This is a genomic window from Mycobacterium scrofulaceum, assembly GCF_002086735.1.
GTDB classification, from domain to species: domain Bacteria; phylum Actinomycetota; class Actinomycetes; order Mycobacteriales; family Mycobacteriaceae; genus Mycobacterium; species Mycobacterium scrofulaceum.
This window is the reverse complement of record NZ_MVIJ01000025.1, coordinates 55333-73729: the sequence shown is the minus strand read 5'-3', so window position 1 is coordinate 73729 and position 18397 is coordinate 55333. Positions and strand designations below refer to the sequence as shown.

16 protein-coding genes and 1 pseudogene are annotated in these 18397 nt (G+C 71.0%); 7 read left to right on the top strand and 10 right to left on the bottom strand.

Annotation, left to right across the window (positions count from 1 at the left end; translation table 11 throughout):
* Positions 1-61: 61 nt before the first annotated feature.
* Complete coding sequence (locus tag BST44_RS17065) at positions 62-484, top strand: nitroreductase family deazaflavin-dependent oxidoreductase (protein ID WP_083178290.1); 423 nt, start codon at positions 62-64, stop codon at positions 482-484.
* Between the two features lie 125 nt (positions 485-609).
* Here BST44_RS17065 and nadC read toward each other — a convergent pair whose 3' ends face one another.
* From nadC to nadA, 3 genes are read right to left on the bottom strand one after another with little or no spacing between them, the layout of a single operon-like run.
* Positions 610-1461: a carboxylating nicotinate-nucleotide diphosphorylase gene (gene nadC, locus BST44_RS17060; protein WP_083178289.1), complete on the bottom strand. Its 852-nt coding sequence runs from the start codon at positions 1459-1461 to the stop codon at positions 610-612.
* Positions 1461-3038: an L-aspartate oxidase gene (locus tag BST44_RS17055; protein WP_083178288.1), complete on the bottom strand. Its 1578-nt coding sequence runs from the start codon at positions 3036-3038 to the stop codon at positions 1461-1463. The genes nadC and BST44_RS17055 overlap by 1 nt, the downstream gene beginning before the upstream one ends.
* Positions 3035-4084, bottom strand: a complete 1050-nt coding sequence (gene nadA / locus BST44_RS17050) for a quinolinate synthase NadA (protein WP_083178287.1) — start codon at positions 4082-4084, stop codon at positions 3035-3037. Before nadA ends, BST44_RS17055 begins: the two co-directional genes overlap by 4 nt.
* 46 nt (positions 4085-4130) lie before the next feature.
* Between nadA and BST44_RS17045 the strand changes: the two genes are divergently transcribed.
* Positions 4131-4862 (top strand): NUDIX hydrolase, encoded by a 732-nt coding sequence (locus BST44_RS17045; RefSeq protein ID WP_083178286.1) that lies wholly within the window; start codon positions 4131-4133, stop codon positions 4860-4862.
* Between the two features lie 189 nt (positions 4863-5051).
* Complete coding sequence (locus tag BST44_RS17040; RefSeq protein WP_083178285.1) at positions 5052-6392, top strand: lipase family protein; 1341 nt, start codon at positions 5052-5054, stop codon at positions 6390-6392.
* Here BST44_RS17040 and BST44_RS17035 read toward each other — a convergent pair.
* The 7 genes from BST44_RS17035 to BST44_RS17005 all read right to left on the bottom strand — a co-directional run bounded on the left by BST44_RS17035 (position 6387) and on the right by BST44_RS17005 (position 12136).
* Complete coding sequence (locus BST44_RS17035) at positions 6387-7022, bottom strand: DUF2567 domain-containing protein (protein WP_083178284.1); 636 nt, start codon at positions 7020-7022, stop codon at positions 6387-6389. The genes BST44_RS17040 and BST44_RS17035 overlap by 6 nt on opposite strands.
* Positions 7019-7246, bottom strand: coding sequence for a biotin synthase auxiliary protein BsaP (gene bsaP / locus BST44_RS17030; RefSeq protein ID WP_083178306.1), 228 nt, complete (start codon positions 7244-7246; stop codon positions 7019-7021). The genes BST44_RS17035 and bsaP overlap by 4 nt, the downstream gene beginning before the upstream one ends.
* A gap of 14 nt (positions 7247-7260) precedes the next feature.
* On the bottom strand, positions 7261-8295 hold the full coding sequence (bioB, locus tag BST44_RS17025; protein WP_083178283.1) for a biotin synthase BioB: 1035 nt from the start codon (positions 8293-8295) through the stop codon (positions 7261-7263).
* A gap of 185 nt (positions 8296-8480) precedes the next feature.
* Positions 8481-8990, bottom strand: coding sequence for a 2'-5' RNA ligase family protein (locus tag BST44_RS17020; RefSeq protein WP_083178282.1), 510 nt, complete (start codon positions 8988-8990; stop codon positions 8481-8483).
* Positions 8990-9670 carry a dethiobiotin synthase gene (bioD, locus tag BST44_RS17015; protein WP_083178281.1) on the bottom strand — a complete coding sequence of 227 codons (681 nt, stop codon included), beginning with the start codon at positions 9668-9670 and terminating at the stop codon, positions 8990-8992. The genes BST44_RS17020 and bioD overlap by 1 nt, the downstream gene beginning before the upstream one ends.
* On the bottom strand, positions 9667-10815 hold the full coding sequence (locus tag BST44_RS17010; protein ID WP_083178280.1) for an 8-amino-7-oxononanoate synthase: 1149 nt from the start codon (positions 10813-10815) through the stop codon (positions 9667-9669). The genes bioD and BST44_RS17010 overlap by 4 nt, the downstream gene beginning before the upstream one ends.
* Positions 10816-10819: 4 nt before the next feature.
* Positions 10820-12136, bottom strand: a complete 1317-nt coding sequence (locus BST44_RS17005; RefSeq protein WP_083178279.1) for an adenosylmethionine--8-amino-7-oxononanoate transaminase — start codon at positions 12134-12136, stop codon at positions 10820-10822.
* Positions 12137-12198: 62 nt separating this feature from the next.
* On the opposite strand from BST44_RS17005, the gene BST44_RS17000 reads away from it, so the two are divergent.
* The 4 genes and pseudogenes from BST44_RS17000 (at position 12199) to glgX (ending at position 18395) form a co-directional block, all read left to right on the top strand.
* Positions 12199-12651 carry a hypothetical protein gene (locus BST44_RS17000; protein ID WP_083178278.1) on the top strand — a complete coding sequence of 151 codons (453 nt, stop codon included), beginning with the start codon at positions 12199-12201 and terminating at the stop codon, positions 12649-12651.
* A gap of 322 nt (positions 12652-12973) precedes the next feature.
* A pseudogene (gene ripD, locus BST44_RS16995) lies at positions 12974-13639 on the top strand (NlpC/P60 family peptidoglycan-binding protein RipD); the annotation flags it as partial.
* A 363-nt stretch (positions 13640-14002) separates the two neighbouring features.
* Positions 14003-16159: an acetyltransferase SucT gene (sucT, locus tag BST44_RS16990; RefSeq protein WP_083178276.1), complete on the top strand. Its 2157-nt coding sequence runs from the start codon at positions 14003-14005 to the stop codon at positions 16157-16159.
* A 34-nt stretch (positions 16160-16193) separates the two neighbouring features.
* A complete protein-coding gene (gene glgX / locus BST44_RS16985) occupies positions 16194-18395 on the top strand; it encodes a glycogen debranching protein GlgX (RefSeq protein ID WP_083178275.1) in 2202 nt (733 codons plus the stop codon).
* Positions 18396-18397 lie beyond the last annotated feature (2 nt).

The following is an 18397-nucleotide window of genomic DNA, read 5'->3' as shown; positions in this document are numbered from 1 at the left end:
TCAAGTCGATATCCGACCGGTACAGTGCCGCTAGAAGGCCCGTCCAACTCAGGGAGCCGCCATGCCCGCGAAGGATCACCCCAACAACGCCCCGGGCGTCCCGATGGTGTTCCCGCCCTGGTTCGAGCGCTTCCAGATCAAGTATTTCAATCCGGCGGTCAAGCCGATCGCCCGCTTCCTGCCGGGGACGGCGACCATTAAGCACCGCGGCCGCACCTCCGGCACGCCGTACGAGACGATCATCACCCCCTACCGCAAGGGGAACGTGCTGGCGATCGCGCTGGGCCACGGCAAGACCAACTGGGTCAAGAACGTCCTGGCGGCCGGCGAGGCCGACGTGGCGTTCAGCCGCAACAGGGTGGTGCACATCACCAACCCGCGGATCCTGCCGGCCGGCACCGAGGGCCCCGACGCCGAGCGCCTGCCGCGGATGGCTCGCATGCAGCTGCGACGGATCGGCGTCTTCGTCGGCGACATCGCCTGAACCGGCCCCTTCGCGCGTGCGCTGAGGGCTTTGCGTGTGCGCCGAAGGCGGCCTTTTCGCGATTTCTCCGCCCTAGACGCACAGCCAAGGCCCTGGGCGCACGCTGAGCGCGGGTCCCGAGGCCCCTACATGTCCAGGCCGACGTCGAGCGCGCGCACCGAGTGCGTCAGGGCGCCGACGGCCAGGTAGTCCACCCCGGTCGCGGCGTAGGTGGCGGCGTTCTCCAGGCTGAGCCCGCCGGAGGACTCGAGCAGGACGGCGGGGGCGCGCGTGTCACGGCGTTGCACGGCCATCTGCGTCTGCCACACCGGGAAGTTGTCCAGCAGCACCAGTTCCGGCTTCTCGGCCAGCACCTGGTCCAGCTGTTCGAGGGAGTCCACCTCCACCTCGCACGGCAGGTCCGGCGCCGCCTCGCGCACCGCGCGCAGCGCGTCGACCACCGACCCCGCGGCCACCACGTGGTTGTCCTTGATCAGCGCCGCATCCCCGAGCCCCAGCCGGTGGTTGACGCCGCCGCCGACCCGCACCGCGTACTTCTGCAGCGCGCGCAGCCCCGGCAGGGTTTTGCGGGTGTCGCGCACCTTCGCCTTGGTGCCCTCCACCGCCTCGACCCAGGCCGCCGTCGCGGTGGCGATCCCCGACAGGTGACAGACCAGGTTCAGCATGGTCCGCTCCGCGGTCAGCAGGCCGCGGGTGTCCGCCCGGACGGTCAGCACCGGTTCGCCGGGCTGCAGCCGGGCGCCGTCCTCGACGCCGTGCAGCACCTCGTAGCCGCCGGCGAGGACGGCGTCGAGAACCAGCAGCGCGACCTCGACGCCGGCGATCACGCCCGGCTCCCGGGGAACCATCGATGCCGTGGCCACCGCGCCGGCGGGCACTGTCGCCAAGGTGGTGACGTCGGGCCCGTAGCGCAAATCTTCGTCCAGCGCGCGCCGGATGGTGTCCTGAGCGGCGCTTCGCTCGTCGGGCAGCATCATCAGCCCACCGCCGCCAGCGCCTCCACCAGCACCGAGTTCCGGTCGTCGCCCAGCCGCAGCACGCTGCTGCCGGCCTGTCCGGGTGCCGGGTCCGGGTATTCGGCGCGGTGGTGGCAGCCGCGGCTCTCGTTGCGGGCCAGGGCCGCAGCGGTCACCGCGCGGGCGGCCACCGCCAGCGCGACGTCCTCGAAGTCGCGGCGGCCCGCGATGGTGCGCGGCCCCGCCGCCGACAGCGTGTCGGACAACCGGGTGAGCCCGGCGGCGTCGCGCACCACCGAGGCGTCGCGGCTCATCGCGGCCTGCAGCGCGGCGCGCTCCGGGGCGGTGTGGGCGATCGGCTCGGGCAGTGCCGCCGCGACGCGCCCCGCCGAAACCGCGTGCGCCGCCGCCGCGTTCCCCGCGCGGCCACCGACCACCAGGCCCTCCAGCAGGCTGTTGGACGCCAGCCGGTTGGCGCCGTGCAGTCCGGTGCGCGCCACCTCGCCCGCGGCGAACAGGCCGGGCAGCTCGGTCTGGCCGTGCACGTCGGTGACGACGCCGCCACAGCTGTAGTGCGCGCCCGGCACCACCGGGATGGGCTGGCGGACGGGGTCGATGCCGGCGGCGCGGCACGCGGCGGTCACGGTCGGGAACCGTTTCGCGAAACCCTCGATGCCCCGCGCGTCGAGGAACACGCACGGGTCGCCGGTGGCCTTCAGCCGGGTGTCGATGGCCGCGGCGACGACGTCACGCGGCGCCAGATCGCCCATCGGGTGAACACCGGCCGTCACCGAATTGCCTTGCCGGTCAACGAGTATGGCTCCTTCGCCGCGGATGGCCTCGGTGACCAGCGGGCGCCGCCCGCCGGCCGCGCCGGCGAACAGCATGGTCGGGTGGAACTGGATGAACTCGAGGTCGCTGACCGCGACACCGGCCCACAGCGCCAACGCGACCCCGTCGCCGGTGGAGCCGGCGGGATTGGTGGTCGCGCCGTAGAGGTGGCCGAGCCCGCCGGAGGCCAGGATCACCGCGGGGGCGTTGATGATCCCGTAGCCGTCGACACTGCCCAGCAGCACCCCCGTGACGGCGGCCTCGTCGTGCAGCACCCGCAGGGCCACATGGCCGGTGCGGATGTCCAGGCGGGCCGCGGCGCGGTCGAGCGCCCGCTGCACCTCGGCCCCGGTGGCGTCGCCGCCGGCGTGCACGATCCGCCGCCGCGAGTGCCCGCCCTCGCGCGTCACGTCCCAGCGGCCCGGGATCGCCTCGTCGAATCGCGCTCCGGCGCCGACCAATTCGGACACCGCCCGGTAGCCGTCGGCCACGATCGAGCTCACGGCGTCTGGGTCGCACAGGCCGGCGCCGGCCGCCAGGGTGTCGGCCACGTGGGCCTCCACCGAGTCGTCGTTGCCGGGCAGGACAACGGCGATGCCGCCCTGCGCGTAATGGGTCGCGGTGCCCCCCTGGGCCTGGTCGGCCTTGCTCAGCACGACGACGCTGCGGCCGGCGCGATGCGCGGCCAGCGCCGCGGCCAATCCCGCGACGCCGGTACCGATGACGACGACGTCGGCGCTGTGCGTCCAGTCGGGGCGGACGATCATTCGCCGCCGCCCGGCTGGCCGATCTCGATCATGCGTTGCACGCTGCGCCGGCCCGCCGCCGCGATGTCCGGGTCGACGTCGACCTCGTCGGCGCCCTCCACCAGGCAGCGCAGCAGGGCCGCGGGCGTGATCATCTTCATGTACTTGCAGGACGCCCGGTCGTTGACCGCGCGGAAGTCGACCTGTGGGGCGGCCCGGCGCAGCTGGTGGAGCATGCCGACCTCGGTGGCGACCAGCACCTTGCGGGCGTGCGTCTGGTGCGCGGCGTCGAGCATGCCGCCGGTGGACAAGATCTTCACCCGGTCCGCCGGGAACGCGCCCTCGCCGGCGAGATACAACGCCGAAGTGGCACAACCGCATTCGGGATGCACGTAGAGCTCGGCGTCGGGGTTCGCGCGGGCCTGCTCGGACAGCTCGTCGCCGTTGATGCCGGCGTGCACGTGGCATTCGCCGGCCCAGACGTGCATGTTGGTGCGGCCGGTCACCCGGCGGACGTGGGCGCCGAGGAACTGGTCCGGGCAGAACAGCACCTCGCGGTCGGGGTCGATGGACTCGACCACGTCGACCGCGTTGGAGGACGTGCAGCAGATGTCGGTGAGCGCCTTCACCGCGGCGGTGGTGTTGACGTAGGACACGACGACGGCGCCGGGGTGCTCGTCCTTCCAGGCGCGCAGTTCGTCGGGGGTGATCGAGTCGGCCAGCGAGCAGCCGGCCCGCTGGTCCGGGATGAGGACCGTCTTGCCGGGGCTGAGGATCTTGGCGGTCTCGGCCATGAAGTGCACCCCGCAGAACACGATGGTGTCCTCGGGCGCCTCGGCGGCGATCCGCGACAGCGCCAGCGAATCGCCGACGTGGTCGGCGACGTCCTGGATGGCGGGCAGCTGATAGTTGTGCGCGAGCACGGTGGCGCCGCGCAGCTTCGCGAGCCGGCGAATCTCGGCGGCCCACTGCGCGTCGCCGTCCACTCCGGCGTAGCCGGCGGGTGAATTCGTGATGTCGGCGATCATGTCTTCGGCGAGCGTGTCCATGCGATTCAGGACCGTCATGGGGGCTCCTTTCAGGCCGGGAGGTTTTCGACTTATAATCGAAAACATGGCCCATGGTAACACCGCCCACGAAGTGCTCGCGGTCGTATTCCAGGTTCGCCATGTCACAGAGCAGGTTACGAAGGGCTGCTCGGCGGAGAAACCGCAGCTTAACGTGCTGTTATGGCAGCGTGCCAAGGACCCGCAGCGCGGCGCCTGGTCGCTGCCGGGCGGGCGGCTGCGCAACGACGAGGACATGACCACCTCGGTGCTGCGGCAGCTGGCCGAGAAGGTGGACCTCAGGGAACTGGCGCACCTGGAGCAGCTGGCGGTGTTCTCCGACCCCGACCGGGTGCCGGGCGCACGGGTGATCGCGTCGACCTTCCTGGGATTGGTGCCCTCCCCCGCCACCCCCGAGCTGCCGCCGGACACCCGCTGGCATCCGGTCAGCTGCCTGCCGCCGATGGCCTTCGACCACGCCCCGATGGTGACGCACGCCCACGCGCGGCTGATCGCCAAGCTCTCCTACACCAACCTCGGATTTGCCTTGGCCCCAAAGGAATTCGCGCTTTCGACGCTGCGCGACATCTACGGCGCCGCGCTGGGCTATCAGGTCGATGCGACCAACCTGCAGCGGGTGCTGGTCCGCCGCGGCGTGATCAGCCAGACCGGCACCATCGCGCAGTCGGGCCGCAGCGGGGGGCGCCCGGCGGCGCTCTACCACTTCACCGACTCCCGGCTCCGGGTCACCGATGAATTCGCCGCGCTGCGGCCCCCGGGGCAGCCCAGCCAGGTTTGACCGCGGCCCCACCCGGTAAGGCTCCGTTAAGCTTGCGGAAAGCGTCTTCGGGGGACGCCGGTGGATCGACGTCAGTGGCGCAGCTGACCCGCGCGCCCTGACAAGAAGTCGCTCACAACGCGGCGATTACGTTTTGGTTACCTGCCGTTCGTGCGCGAGAATGCGCCGATGGCCTAGAAGGGAGCCTCGATGGCAGAGCTCGGCAATCTGGCGGGCACGCGCGGCGCGGAGTGGATCGCCCGGCCGCCGCACGAGGAACTGCAGCGCAAGGTACGGCCGCTGCTGCCTTCGGACGACCCGTTCTATCAGCCGCCGCTGGGCTTCCAGCACGCCGAGCCCGGGACGGTGCTGCGCTCGCGCGACGTCGAGCTGGCGTTTCTGGGACTGATCCCGCAGCCCGTCAAGGCCGTCCAGCTGCTCTACCGGACGATGGACATGAATGGCGAGCCCGAGGCGACCGTCACCACGGTGATCGTTCCGGCCGAGCTCGCCCCGGAGCGCCCCTGCCCGCTGCTGTCCTACCAGTGCGCGATCGACGCCGTGTCGTCCCGCTGCTTCCCGTCCTACGCGCTGCGGCGCCGGGCGAAGGCGCTCGGGTCGATCGGCCAGCTGGAACTCTTCCTGATCACCGCCGCCGTCGCCGAGGGCTGGGCCGTCTCGGTGCCCGACCACGAGGGGCTGCAGGGCCTGTGGGGCGCGCCGTACGAACCCGGTTACCGCGTCCTGGACGGCATCCGGGCCGCGCTGGGTTCGGAACGCCTCGGACTTTCGGCGTCCGCGCCCATCGGCCTGTGGGGATACTCCGGCGGCGGGCTGGCCAGCGCCTGGGCGGCCGAGGTGTGCGCCGAGTACGCGCCCGAGCTGGACATCGTCGGTGCGGTGCTGGGATCACCCGTCGGCGACCTGGGCAATACCTTCCGCAGGCTCAACGGCAGTTTCCTGTCGGGCCTGCCCGCGCTGGTGGTGGCCGCGCTCGCGCACATCTACCCCGAGCTGGACCGGGTGATCAAGGAACACAGCAACGAGGAGGGCCGCGCCCTGCTCGAGTCGCTGGAGAAGATGACCACCGTCGAGGCGGTCGTCCGGATGGCCGGCAAGAACATGGGCGACTACCTCGACGAGCCGCTGGATGCCATCCTGTCGACCCCCGAGGTCATGCACGTCTTCGAGAACATCAAGCTCGGGGTCGCGGTGCCGACGCCCCCGGTGCTGATCGTGCAGGCCGTCCACGATTACCTCATCGACGTCAACGACATCGACGTGCTCGCCGACGCCTACTCGGCCGGCGGCGCGCAGGTCACCTACCACCGGGACGCGTTCAACGAGCACATGCTCCTGCACCCGCTGTCGGCGCCGATGACGCTGCGCTGGCTCACCGACCGATTCGACCGCCGGCCGCTGACCGAGCACCTGATCCGGACCACCTGGCCGACCATGTTCCACCCGATGACCTACGTCGGGATGGCGCGGCTGGCCAAGATCGCCGCCAAGGTCGTCCTCGGCCGCAGGATCGACCGCCGTCCGCTATAACGAGGCCGGGACCGGCACCGCACCGGGAGACCCGCCACCCGCTGGCAGGGCGCCCAGGTCGTCGCGGGCGTCGGCGGCGGCCAGCACCGCGTACACCAGCGCGGCGATGGCCGCGGGCCACAACAGGGTCAGCGCCACCTGCAGCGGATGGTCCGCGAAGAACACCGGGGGCGCCTGAACGACGTAGGCCACCGACGGACCCTTGGACAGCGGCACCGCGTCGAAGTTCAGCGCGCCGTAGCTGATCCGGACCAGCGCCGCCCCCGTCGCGGCCGCGGCCGCCGCGGCGGTCACCATGCCGGTCGACAGCGCGACGACCATCCCCGGCCCGCGGTGCGCGCGCCACTGCCACGCCAACACCGCCACCACCACGGCCAGCACCGTCAGCAGTCCCAGCATCAGGCACGGCGCGTCGAAGAAGTGCTCGGATTCGTCGCCAAGGTAGTCGTGGACCCGTTCGCCCGCCCGGGTGAGCGCCACGACCGCGTGGACCGGCGGGGCGATCCACGCCCACAGCCCGCCGACCAACACACCGGCGAGCGCCGAGCCCAGCCCGGCGATGACGACGGCGCGGGCCCGCGCCGCGGGCGGGACGGCCGCGGGCGACCGCGCTTCCGCGTGCTCGCTCACCGCTGCACCTCCAGGTCGACCGAGTCGACCTCGCCGTGCCGCGAACACCGCGCCCGCCAGCCGTCCGGGCGCACCTGCACCACCATCCGGCGTCCGCACTCCGCGCAGAACCGGGGCGGCTCCAGGCCCAACTGCGCCGCCGTCGGCACGGCGGTGCCGCCCAACTCCCCGGTGTAGACGTTGTAGACGCCGGCGCTGACGGGCGCGCCCAGATGCCGAACCACGGTGTCCACGTCGCTTACAGGGTCGCGTTGAGCGCCTTGATCGGCATCTGCAGGTCGTCGAGCAGCTCCAGATCGGCCTCGGCCGGGCGACCGAGCGTGGTCAGGTAGTTGCCGACGATCACGGCGTTGATGCCGCCCAGGATGCCCTGCTTCGCGCCCAGGTCGCCCAGGGTGATCTCGCGGCCGCCGGCGAATCGCAGCATGGCGCGCGGCAACGCCAGGCGGAACGCCGCCACCGACTTCAGCGCCTCGGGCACCGGCAGCACCTCCAGGTCGCCGAACGGCGTACCGGGGCGCGGGTTGAGGAAGTTCAGCGGCACCTCGTCGGGCCCCAACTCGGCCAGTTCGGCGGCGAACTCCGCCCGCTGTTCGAGCGTCTCGCCCATGCCCAGGATGCCGCCGCAGCACACCTCCATGCCGGCGTCGCGCACCATCGACAGGGTCTGCCAGCGCTCTTCCCAGGTGTGGGTGGTGACGACGTTGGTGAAGAACGAGCGGGCGGTCTCCAGGTTGTGGTTGTAGCGGTGCACGCCCATCGCCGCGAGCTGCTCCACCTGCTCGGCCGTCAGCATGCCCAGCGAGCAGGCGACGTTGATCTCGACCTCGTTGCGGATGGCCTCGATGCCGGCGGCGACCTGGGCCATCAACCGCTCGTCGGGCCCGCGCACGGCGGCCACGATGCAGAACTCGGTCGCCCCGGACTTGGCGGTCTGTTTGGCGGCCTCCACCAGGCTGGGGATGTCCAGGCGGGCGCTGCGCACCGGCGAGGCGAACAGCCCCGACTGCGAGCAGAAGTGACAGTCCTCCGGGCAACCGCCGGTCTTGAGGCTGATGATGCCCTCGACCTCGACCTCGGGCCCGCACCAACGCATCCGCACCTCGTGGGCGAGCGCCAGCAGGTCGTCGAGCCGGTCGTCGGGCAGCTGCAGCACCCGCAGCACCTGGTCCCGGCTCAGCCCCTCGCCGCGCTCGAGTACCTGTTCCCGCGCAACCGCCAGGATGTCCGCGTCGTGGGCGCCGGTCGCCGGTCGGGTTGCCGCTTGAGTCACCAGTACTCCCCTGCATCATCGGCGGCCGAGCACGCGGCCACCCTGCCCCCGGTCGGGGCAGTGCGAATAAAAGTGTTCAAAGTAGGGTAACGGCCGCGGCAGGTGACCTCCGCCGGGGTATCTCACCACCGTGCCCCGTCCGCACTGGGCTACACGTCCACCGGCCAGTACCTGCCGTTCGGCGGTTAGCCGATCAGGTAGTCGACCTTCTTCTCGCCGTTCCAGTGCCGCAAGCCGGCGAAGGCGCCCTCGACCAGCGGGGGCCGCCCCGCGATGCGCAGCGCGCGGCTCAGCGCCGGCCCCCCGACGCGGCGGGCCAGCGTGACGTGCGGCGTCCACTGACCGGGCAGGCTGGTGGGGGCCGGCGCGGGGTCCAGGTGCTCGCCGCACAGCCGGTGCACCTCGGCGTGGAAATCGAGCAGCCGCGCCGTCGGCACGATGAGCCGGGCCAGGATCGCGCTGGAGCGCCCGAGCAGCAAGGACGCGCCAACGGCGCAGCCAAGGGGCAGCCGGTCGGTCAGCGGCCGCAGCGCGGCGTCGGCCTCATCGGCGATGCGATCGGCCACCGCGAGCGTGACGTGCGGCCGCCCCGCCGGCGCCTGGCTCGGTATCCCGGCGCCGGCCAGCGCGTCCCAGAGCCCACGGATCGTCGCCTCGGTCTCGGCGTCGAAGAGCAGCTCGATCGAGTGCACCATCAGCGGGCCAGGGCGGTGACCCAGCCGCGGTCGAACGCCGCCGCGCTCACGGCCGCGAACCGCGCGGCGTCCATCGACCCGGCGCCCGCAGGCAGCGCGGCCCGTAGCGGGCCAAGCCGGTCCAGCGCGATGCGGTTCGAGGCCTCCGCCGGCCCGGGGCGTTCCGGCCAGCTCCCGATGACCAGCCCGGCGCACGGAACGCCATGCGCGGCAAGCGCTTCCAGGGTCAGCGCGGTGTGGTTGAGGGTACCGAGCTCCGCGGTGACCGCGACCAGAGCCGCGACGCCCAGCTCGGCGGCGAGGTCGCGCAGCGTGACGCCCGCGGCGGCGAGCTCGACCAGCAGCCCGCCGGCCCCCTCCACCAGTGTCAGCCGCCCCGGGCGGTCCAGGCCGGCGATCAGACGCAGCACCTGCTCGCGGGTGGGCAGCGGCGCGCCGGCCAGCTCGGCGGCGGCGGCCGGAGCCAGGGGTTGGGGGTAGCGGGCCAGCCCGGCCAGCTCGGTCACGCCGGACAGCCGGGCCACCTCGGCAAGGTCGTCGTCGCCGGCGTCGGTGCCGGTCTGCACCGGCTTGCACACCGCGACGTCGAGGCCGGCCTGCCGGGCGTGGCACGCCAGGGCCGCCGTGACGACCGTCTTGCCGACCCCGGTGCCCGTGCCCGTGACGACCAGGACGGTCAAGGGCGCGTCACCGCGAGGACGTCGGTGAGCACCCGCCGGGCGATCTCGAGCTCGGCGGCGTCCAGCGACGCGCGCGCGGTCAGCCGCAGCCGCGACGTGCCGGCGGGCACGGTCGGGGGCCGGAAGCAGCCGACCTTCACGCCGGCGTCCAGGCAGGCGGTCGCGGCGGCCAGGGCCACCTCGGGGTCGCCCAGGATCACCGAGACCACCGCCGAATGTGGGACGTCGGGAACGTCGCACACCTCGGCCAGGATGCGGGCGTGCCGCAGCACCGCCCCGGGTCGCCACGGCTCGGCGCGCAGCACGGTCAGCGCGGCCCGGGCGGCGCCCACCGCGGCGGGCGCCAGGCCGGTGTCGAAGATGAACGTCCGCGCGGCGTCGATCAGGTGCGCGCGCACCGCCGCCGGCCCGAGCACCGCGCCGCCCTGGCTGCCGAGCGCCTTGGACAGCGTCGTCGTCATCACCACGTCCGGGGCGCCCGCCAGCCCGAGCTCGTGCAGCAGCCCGCGCCCGTCGCCGCGCACGCCGAGGCCGTGGGCCTCGTCGACGATCAGCAGCGCGCGGTGGCGGCGGCAGGCCTCGTGCAGCTCCCGCAGCGGCGCCAGCGCCCCGTCGGCGCTGAACACCGACTCCGTGATGACGACGGCGCGCTCCTCCTCGCGCGCGGCGAGGGCGGCGTCCACCGCATCGACGTCGCGGTGCGGCGTGACCACCACCCGGGCCCGCGACAGCCGGCAGGCGTCGACCAGGGACGCGTGCGACAGCGCGTCGGACACCAGTAGCGACCCCCGGCCCGACAGGCCGACGACCGCGCCCAGGTTCGCGGCGTAGCCCGACGAGAACAGCAGACCCGCCGACGCGCCGACGTACTCGGCGAGCTCGGACTCGAACTGCTGGTGCAGTTCGGTGTCGCCGGTGACCAGGCGGGATCCGGTGGCCCCGGCGCCCCACATCCGCAGGGCGGCGACGCCGCCCTCGATCACGTCGGGATGCTGGGACAGGCCGAGATAGTCGTTGGACGCCAGGTCCAGCTCGGTGGCCACGGCGGGCCGCGGCCGCAACGAGCGACGCAGCCCGGCCTCGCGGCGCTGCCGCTCCACCGCGTCCAGCCACGCCAGCGGCGACACTTCGATCGGTGCCTTCATCGCCCTAAAGACTACGAGAGCCGACCAGGCGCGCGACCTCGACCATCGCCGAGGTGATCTGGGCGATCTCGTCGTCGGAGCAGATGTAGGGCGGCATCGCGTAGACGAGATTGCGGAACGGGCGCAGCCAGACGCCGCGGTCCATTGCCGCCGGGGTGGCGATGGCCAGGTCGACGGGATGGGCGCACTCGATCACGCCGATCGCGCCGCACACCCGCACGTCGGCGACGCCGGGCAGCGCGCGGGCGGGTTCCAGCCCGGCCCGCAGGCCCGCGGCGATCCCGGCGACCCGCGCCCGCCAGTCCTGGGCCAGCAGCAGTTCGACGCTGGCCACCGAGACCGCGCAGGCCAGCGGGTTGGCCATGAAGGTGGGCCCGTGCATCAGCGCGCCCGCCTCGCCGGTGCTGATGGTGTGCGCGATGTGGGTGCCGCACAGCGTGGCCGCCAGGGTGACATAACCGCCGGTCAACGCCTTGCCGACGCACATGATGTCGGGGCTGACCCCGGCGTGGTCGGCCGCGAACAGCTCGCCGGTGCGGCCGAACCCGGTGGCGATCTCGTCGAAGATCAACAGCACGTCGTGCCGCCGGCACAGCTCGCGCAGGTCGCGCAGGTAGCGGGGGTCGTGGAAGCGCATCCCGCCCGCGCCCTGCACCACCGGCTCGACGATGACGGCCGCGAGCTCCCCGGCGTGCTGGGCGAGTTGCCGCCCGAAGGCCGCGCTGTAGGCGGGGTCGTAGCCGCGCGGCACCTGCGGGGCGAACACCTGGCGGGCCAGGATGTCGGTCCACAACGAGTGCATGCCGCCGTCGGGGTCGCAGACGCTCATCGGGGTGAAGGTGTCGCCGTGGTAGCCGCCCCGCCACGTCATCAGCCGGTGCTTACCGGGCCGGCCCCGGCTGCGCCAGTACTGCAGCGCCATCTTGACCGCGACCTCGACCGACACCGACCCGGAGTCGCTGAAGAACACCGTGTCCAGTCCCGCCGGGGTGATGTCGACCAGCAGCTGCGCCAGCCGTGCGGCCGGTTCATGGGTCAGCCCGCCGAACATGACGTGGTTCATCACACCCAACTGCCTGGTCAGCGCCGCGTCCAGCACGGGATGGCCGTGCCCGTGGATCGCCGTCCACCAGGAGCTCATCGCGTCGAGCGCCTCGATCGGCGTGCCGTCCCGGATCAGGGTCAGCCAGGCGCCGCGGGCGGCGACGGCCACCACCGGCGCGACGGCTTCGCCGCCGATGGTGCTGTACGGGTGCCAGAGGTGCGCTTCGTCGATCGCGCTGATCTGCTGGGGCGTCAGCCCGGCCCTGACCGCAGGCATAGTGATCGAGGGTAGAGCAGCCGAGTCGCAGAACGGCCGCCCATCGGGGAGCATGGGAACCGATGGCCACGCCGCACCCGCCCGCCGAACCCGCCGCGGGCCGCTCGCCGACCGCGAACACCGCTTCCCCGCTGGTCAATTACGAGGACGAGGCGCCGCGGGTCATCCGGCTGCGCCTGGCGCCGTGGGACGTCATCTGCACCGTCGCGCTGTTGGTGGTGCTCGTCGTGCTGGGCACCGCGACGACCTGGCCGGACCGCCTGTTCGGGTTCCTCGAGCACGTGTGCGCCGACGAGACGTGCGGGATGGTGCCCTTCGGCATCGACTACTACATCCGCCCGGTGGTGTGGGGCGGCATCGGCGCGGCGGTAGCCGCCGCGGTGCTGGGTCCGCTCGTGTCCATGCTGAAGGGCTGGTACATGTCGTTCTGGCCGGTCCTGGCCCTCACCTTGATCATGGTCAGCTCCGTCGTGGGTTCTCTGCTGACCACCTTCAGCGAACGCTATTGGCTGTAGGCGGGCCGCCGCGGCGGCTCGGCCGCCGTGCGCCCGACTGAGACCGAAATCACAACTGCGCACACAAGATTGGCCCGGCCAGTCACCGTCCGGTCACGGTACGACAAAAAATCCCGCCCGGGCCTGGCGGCTAACACCTTCTGTTGTCAAAGTGGCAACAGTGACTGGTGTGAAAACTGGGCTTCCGGGCCGCGGTTCACATCCGCAAGTGTCATGCAGCGGCGCCGGCCCCAACGTGGGGGCCGCCGCCCGAGTCATGGATCGGCGGCGGACGCGTGAAGTCACCGCGCTGAAGCCAGTGAGCCCCTGAGAGGCCAGACAAATGAAACGCATCTACGCCTTCGCGATCGGTTTGGCGATGCTTGCGGCCCCGATGGTCGCCGCTGCGATCGCGTCCGCCGACCCGGGCACCCGGCCGATGGACTACCAGCAGGCCACCGACGTGGTCATCGCGCGCGGGCTCTCGCAGCGCGGCGTGCCGTTTTCCTGGGCCGGCGGCGGCATCAACGGGCCGACCCGCGGCACCGGGACGGGCATCAACACCGTCGGATTCGACGCCTCGGGCCTGATGCAGTACGCCTACGCCGGCGCCGGCATCAAGCTGCCGCGGTCGTCGGGGGCGATCTACAAGGTCGGCCAGAAGGTGCTGCCACAGCAGGCGCACAAGGGCGACATGATCTTCTACGGCCCCGAAGGCACCCAAAGCGTCGCGATGTACCTGGGCAACAACCAGATGCTCGAGGTCGGCGACGTCGTCCAGGTGTCGCCGGTCCGGGCCAACGGCATGACGCCCTATCTGGTCCGGGTGCTCGGGGTTCCTTCGGCGCCCGTCCAGCCGCTCCCGCAGCAGGCCCCGACCCAGGCGCCGGCCCAGCAGGCGCCGACGCAGCAGGCGCCGCTGCAGCAGCCGCCGGTCCAGCAACTCCCCACCCAGCAGGCCCCGGTGCAGCAGGCGCCGACGCAGCAAGCACCGCTGCAGCAGCCGCCGGTCCAGCAACTCCCCACCCAGCAGGCCCCGGTGCAGCAGGCGCCGTTGCAACAGCAGTCGGCGCAGGCCCCGCTGCAGCAGGCCCCGGTGCAGCAGGTGCCCACCCGGCAGGTGCCGGCACAGCAGGCCCCGGCGCCTCGGGCCACGCTGCCTCAGGCTCCACTGCCTCAGGCCGCGCCGCCTCAGCTGCCCACGCAGCAAGCGCCGGCGCAACAGGCACCGGTGCAGTTGGTGCCCGCCCAGCAATCGCCGTTCCTGCCCGCGACCCCCGGCACCACCCGGTAACCTCCCGGCACTCCCGAACGCCGCCACCTGCTCCTGAACGGGGGCGGGTGGCGGTTTTCGGTAAATTAGCGGTCGATCATGTCGACCCTGTCCCCCTCTCCCCGACCGATTGCGACCGCGGAGCCCGTCGCGACGGGCGCGCGTGATGCGGGTTTTTACCGCTACGACCTCGACGGCTTACGGGGCATCGCGATCGCGCTGGTCGCCGTGTTCCACGTCTGGTTCGGCCGGGTCTCCGGCGGCGTCGACGTCTTCCTGGCGCTGTCCGGATTCTTCTTCGGCGGCAAAGTCATTCGCGCGGCCCTGAACCCGGCCGTCACCCTGTCGCCGGTGGCGGAAGTGATCCGGCTCGTCCGCCGCCTGGTCCCCGCGCTGGTCGTGGTGCTGGCCGGCTGCGCGGTGCTGACGATCCTGGTGCAGCCGGAGACCCGCTGGGAGACCTTCGCCGACCAGAGCCTGGCCAGCCTCGGCTACTACCAGAATTGGGAGCTGGCCAACACCGCCTCGGATTACCTGCGCGCCGGCGAGGCGGTCAGCCCGCTGCAGCACATCTGGTCCATGTCGGTGCAGGGCCAGTTCTATGTCGGCTTCCTGCTGTTGATCGCCGGGTGCGCGTACCTGTTCCGACGACCGTTGGGTGCCCACCTGCGCACCCTGTTCCTCGCGTTGCTCACGGCGCTGACGGTGGCCTCCTTCGTCTACGCGATCGTCGCGCACCAGGACAACCAGGCGGCCGCCTACTACAACAGCTTCGCCCGCGGCTGGGAGTTGCTGCTCGGCGCGCTGGTCGGTGCGCTGGTGCCGGCGATCCGGTGGCCGATGTGGTTGCGAACGGTGCTGGCCACGGTCGCGCTGGCCGCGATCGTGTCCTGCGGGGCCCTGATCGACGGCGTCAAGGAATTCCCCGGCCCGTGGGCCCTGGTGCCCGTCGGGGCCACCATGGTGATGATTCTCGCCGGGGCCAACCTCCGGAGCGGTTCCGCCGCCACCCACCGGCTGCCGCTGCCGAGCCGACTGCTGGCGGCGCGGCCGCTGGTCGCGTTGGGCGCGATGGCGTACTCGCTGTACCTCTGGCACTGGCCGCTGCTGATCTTCTGGCTGTCTTTCACCGGGCACCGGCACGCCGGCTTCGTCGAAGGCAGTGCGGTGTTGCTGGTCTCGGGAGTCCTGGCGCACCTGACCACCCGGACCGTCGAGGACCCGCTGCGCCACCGCACCTCCGGCAGGTCGCCGGCGCCCGCGCCCGCGTGGCTGGCGCGCCTGCCCAGGCCGACGATGGCGCTGGGTACCGCGATCGCGCTGCTCGCCGTGACGTTGACCGCGACGTCGTTCACGTGGCGCCAGCACGTCACCGTCCTGCGCGCCGCGGGCAAGGAGCTCAGCGTCCTCAACCCGCAGGACTACCCCGGTGCGCGCGCCCTGACCGAACACGTGCGGGTGCCCGCGCTGCCGATGCGACCCACCGTGCTGGAGGTCAAGGACGACCTGCCGGCCTCCACCCGCGACGGCTGCATCAGCGACTTCGTCAACCCGGCCGTCGTCGTGTGCACCTACGGCGACGTGGCCGCCGACCGCACGATCGCGCTGGCGGGAGGCTCCCACGCCGAACACTGGCTGCCCGCGCTGGACCTGCTCGGCCAGATGCATCACTTCAAGGTGGTGACGTATCTGAAGATGGGCTGCCCGTTGTCCACCGAGGAAGTCCCGTTGATCATGGGCAACAACGCCGCCTACCCGCAATGCCGGGACTGGGTGGAGCAGACGATGGCCAAGGTCATCGCCGACCGTCCCGACTACGTGTTCACCACGACGACCCGCCCGTGGAACATCAAGCCCGGCGACGTGATGCCGGCGACCTACATCGGGATCTGGCAACAGTTCTCGGACAACAACATTCCGATCCTCGGCATGCGGGACACCCCGTGGCTGGTGAAGAACGGCCAGCCGTTCGACCCCGCGGACTGCCTGGCCAAGAAGGGCGGCACCCCCCAAACGTGCTCGATGAAGCGCTCCGACGCGCTGTCCGACCGCAACCAGACCCTCGACTTCGTCACACAGTTCCCACTGCTGAAGGTGCTCGACATGTCCGACGCGATCTGCCGCGCCGACGTGTGCCGGCCGGTGGAGGGAAACGTGCTGATCTACCACGGCGCCCACCACCTGACCCCCACGTACGTGCGAACCATGGCAGGCGAATTGGGCCGCCAGATCGCGGCCAATACCGGTTGGTGGTGACGCCCCCCGCGGCGCCGAGCGCGGATAAGGTCAGATGGTGCCGACCGACAATCACGCTTCAGAAACAGGCGTTGCTGGTGACCGACAGCCGAGACTGGCCACCGTGTGGCCGGGAAATCCCTATCCGCTAGGCGCCTCCTATGACGGCGCGGGGACCAACTTCTCGCTGTTCTCCGAGATCGCCGAGAAGGTCGAGTTGTGTCTGATCGACGACGCCGGAGCGGAGTCGCGGATCCCCCTCGACGAGGTCGACGGCTTCGTGTGGCATGCGTATCTGCCGAACATCACACCAGGGCAGCGCTACGGCTTCCGGGTGTACGGACCCTTCGATCCGTCGGCCGGACACCGTTGCGACCCAAGCAAGCTGCTGCTCGACCCGTACGGCAAGGCCTTTCACGGCGACTTCACCTTCGGCCAGGCGCTGTTCTCCTACGACATGAAGGCCGTCAACCCCGACGACCCCAACGCCGATGACGCCGACCCCGGGATTCCCCCGATGGTCGACTCGCTGGGCCACACCATGACCAGCGTGGTGAGCAACCCGTTCTTCGACTGGGGCTCGGACCGGGCGCCGCTCACCCCTTACCACGAAACGGTGATCTACGAGGCCCACGTGAAGGGCATGACGCGGACCCACCCGGGCATCCCCGAGCAGCTTCGCGGCACCTATGCCGGCCTGGCCCACCCCGTCGTCATCGATCACCTCAAGTCGCTCAACGTCACCGCGCTGGAGCTGATGCCGGTGCACCAGTTCATGCACGACTCGCGGCTGCTCGACCTGGGCCTGCGAAATTATTGGGGATACAACACGTTCGGGTTCTTCGCACCGCATAACCAATACGCGGCCAACCGCGACGCCAGCGTCGCCGAGTTCAAGTCCATGGTGCGCAGCCTGCACGAAGCGGGCATCGAGGTCATCCTCGACGTGGTGTACAACCACACCGCCGAGGGCAATCACCTCGGCCCTACGATCAACTTCCGCGGCATCGACAACGCCGCGTACTACCGGCTCGTCGACACCGACCTGCGGTTGTACAAGGACTACACCGGCACCGGAAACAGCCTCAACCCGCGCCATCCGCACGTGCTGCAGCTCATCATGGATTCGCTGCGCTACTGGGTGACCGAGATGCACGTCGACGGGTTCCGCTTCGACCTGGCCGCCACGCTCGCCCGCGAGCTGCACGACGTCGACCGGTTGAGCGCGTTCTTCGATCTGGTCCAGCAGGATCCGATCGTCAGCCAGGTCAAATTGATCGCCGAACCATGGGACGTCGGCGAGGGCGGCTACCAGGTGGGAAACTTCCCGGGTTTGTGGACCGAGTGGAACGGGAAGTATCGCGATACTGTGCGTGACTACTGGCGGGGCGAACCCGCAACCCTGGGCGAGTTCGCTTCCCGGCTGACCGGGTCGTCGGACCTGTATGAGGCGACCGGCCGGCGCCCCAGCGCCAGCATCAACTTCGTCACCGCTCACGACGGCTTCACGCTGAACGACCTGGTCTCCTACAACGAAAAACACAACCTGGCCAACGGGGAAGACAACCGGGACGGCGAAAGCCACAACCGCTCCTGGAACTGCGGCGTCGAGGGGCCGACCGACGACCCCGAGATCATGGCGCTGCGCGGCCGCCAGATGCGCAACTTCTGGGCGACCCTGTTGCTCAGCCAGGGCACGCCGATGATCGCGCACGGTGACGAACTGGGCCGCACCCAGAACGGCAACAACAACGTCTACTGCCAGGACTCCGAATTGTCTTGGATGGATTGGTCGTTGGTGGACAAGAACTCCGACCTACTGGCGTTCGCGCGCAAGGTGACCGCGCTGCGCAAGAACCACCCGGTATTCCGCCGGCGCCGGTTCTTCGAGGGCGAGCCGATCCGAAGCGGCGAAGAAGTGCGCGACATCGCCTGGCTGAATCCCAGCAGCCGGGAGATGACGCACGAGGACTGGGGCGAAAGCATTCACAAGTGTGTGGCGGTGTTCCTCAACGGCGAGGCCATCTCCGCCCCCAACGCACGCGGCGAACGGGTGGTCGATGACTCATTCCTGCTGTGCTTCAACGCCGGCGACGAACCCGTGGAGTTCGTGATGCCGAACGACGACTACGCGCAGGAGTGGACCGTGGAACTGGACACCAACCATCCGTCGGGGGACGCCGACCAGCTGGTGCATGCCGAAGAGAAGGTCTCGCTGCCGGGCCGTTCGCTTCTGGTACTACGTAAGACCATGTGACG

Excerpts from the sequence above, each read along its gene's own strand:
- BST44_RS17020 (WP_083178282.1), bottom strand. The coding sequence starts at position 8,990 with ATGGTGCACTCGATCGAGCTGCTCTTCGACGCCGAGACCGAGGCGACG.
- BST44_RS17005 (WP_083178279.1), bottom strand. The coding sequence starts at position 12,136 with ATGCCTGCGGTCAGGGCCGGGCTGACGCCCCAGCAGATCAGCGCGATC.
- BST44_RS17045 (WP_083178286.1), top strand. The coding sequence starts at position 4,131 with ATGGCCCATGGTAACACCGCCCACGAAGTGCTCGCGGTCGTATTCCAG.
- nadC (WP_083178289.1), bottom strand. The coding sequence starts at position 1,461 with ATGATGCTGCCCGACGAGCGAAGCGCCGCTCAGGACACCATCCGGCGC.
- sucT (WP_083178276.1), top strand. The coding sequence starts at position 14,003 with ATGTCGACCCTGTCCCCCTCTCCCCGACCGATTGCGACCGCGGAGCCC.
- BST44_RS17055 (WP_083178288.1), bottom strand. The coding sequence starts at position 3,038 with ATGATCGTCCGCCCCGACTGGACGCACAGCGCCGACGTCGTCGTCATC.
- nadA (WP_083178287.1), bottom strand. The coding sequence starts at position 4,084 with ATGACGGTCCTGAATCGCATGGACACGCTCGCCGAAGACATGATCGCC.
- BST44_RS17000 (WP_083178278.1), top strand. The coding sequence starts at position 12,199 with ATGGCCACGCCGCACCCGCCCGCCGAACCCGCCGCGGGCCGCTCGCCG.
- BST44_RS17040 (WP_083178285.1), top strand. The coding sequence starts at position 5,052 with ATGGCAGAGCTCGGCAATCTGGCGGGCACGCGCGGCGCGGAGTGGATC.
- BST44_RS17065 (WP_083178290.1), top strand. The coding sequence starts at position 62 with ATGCCCGCGAAGGATCACCCCAACAACGCCCCGGGCGTCCCGATGGTG.
- BST44_RS17010 (WP_083178280.1), bottom strand. The coding sequence starts at position 10,815 with ATGAAGGCACCGATCGAAGTGTCGCCGCTGGCGTGGCTGGACGCGGTG.
- glgX (WP_083178275.1), top strand. The coding sequence starts at position 16,194 with ATGGTGCCGACCGACAATCACGCTTCAGAAACAGGCGTTGCTGGTGAC.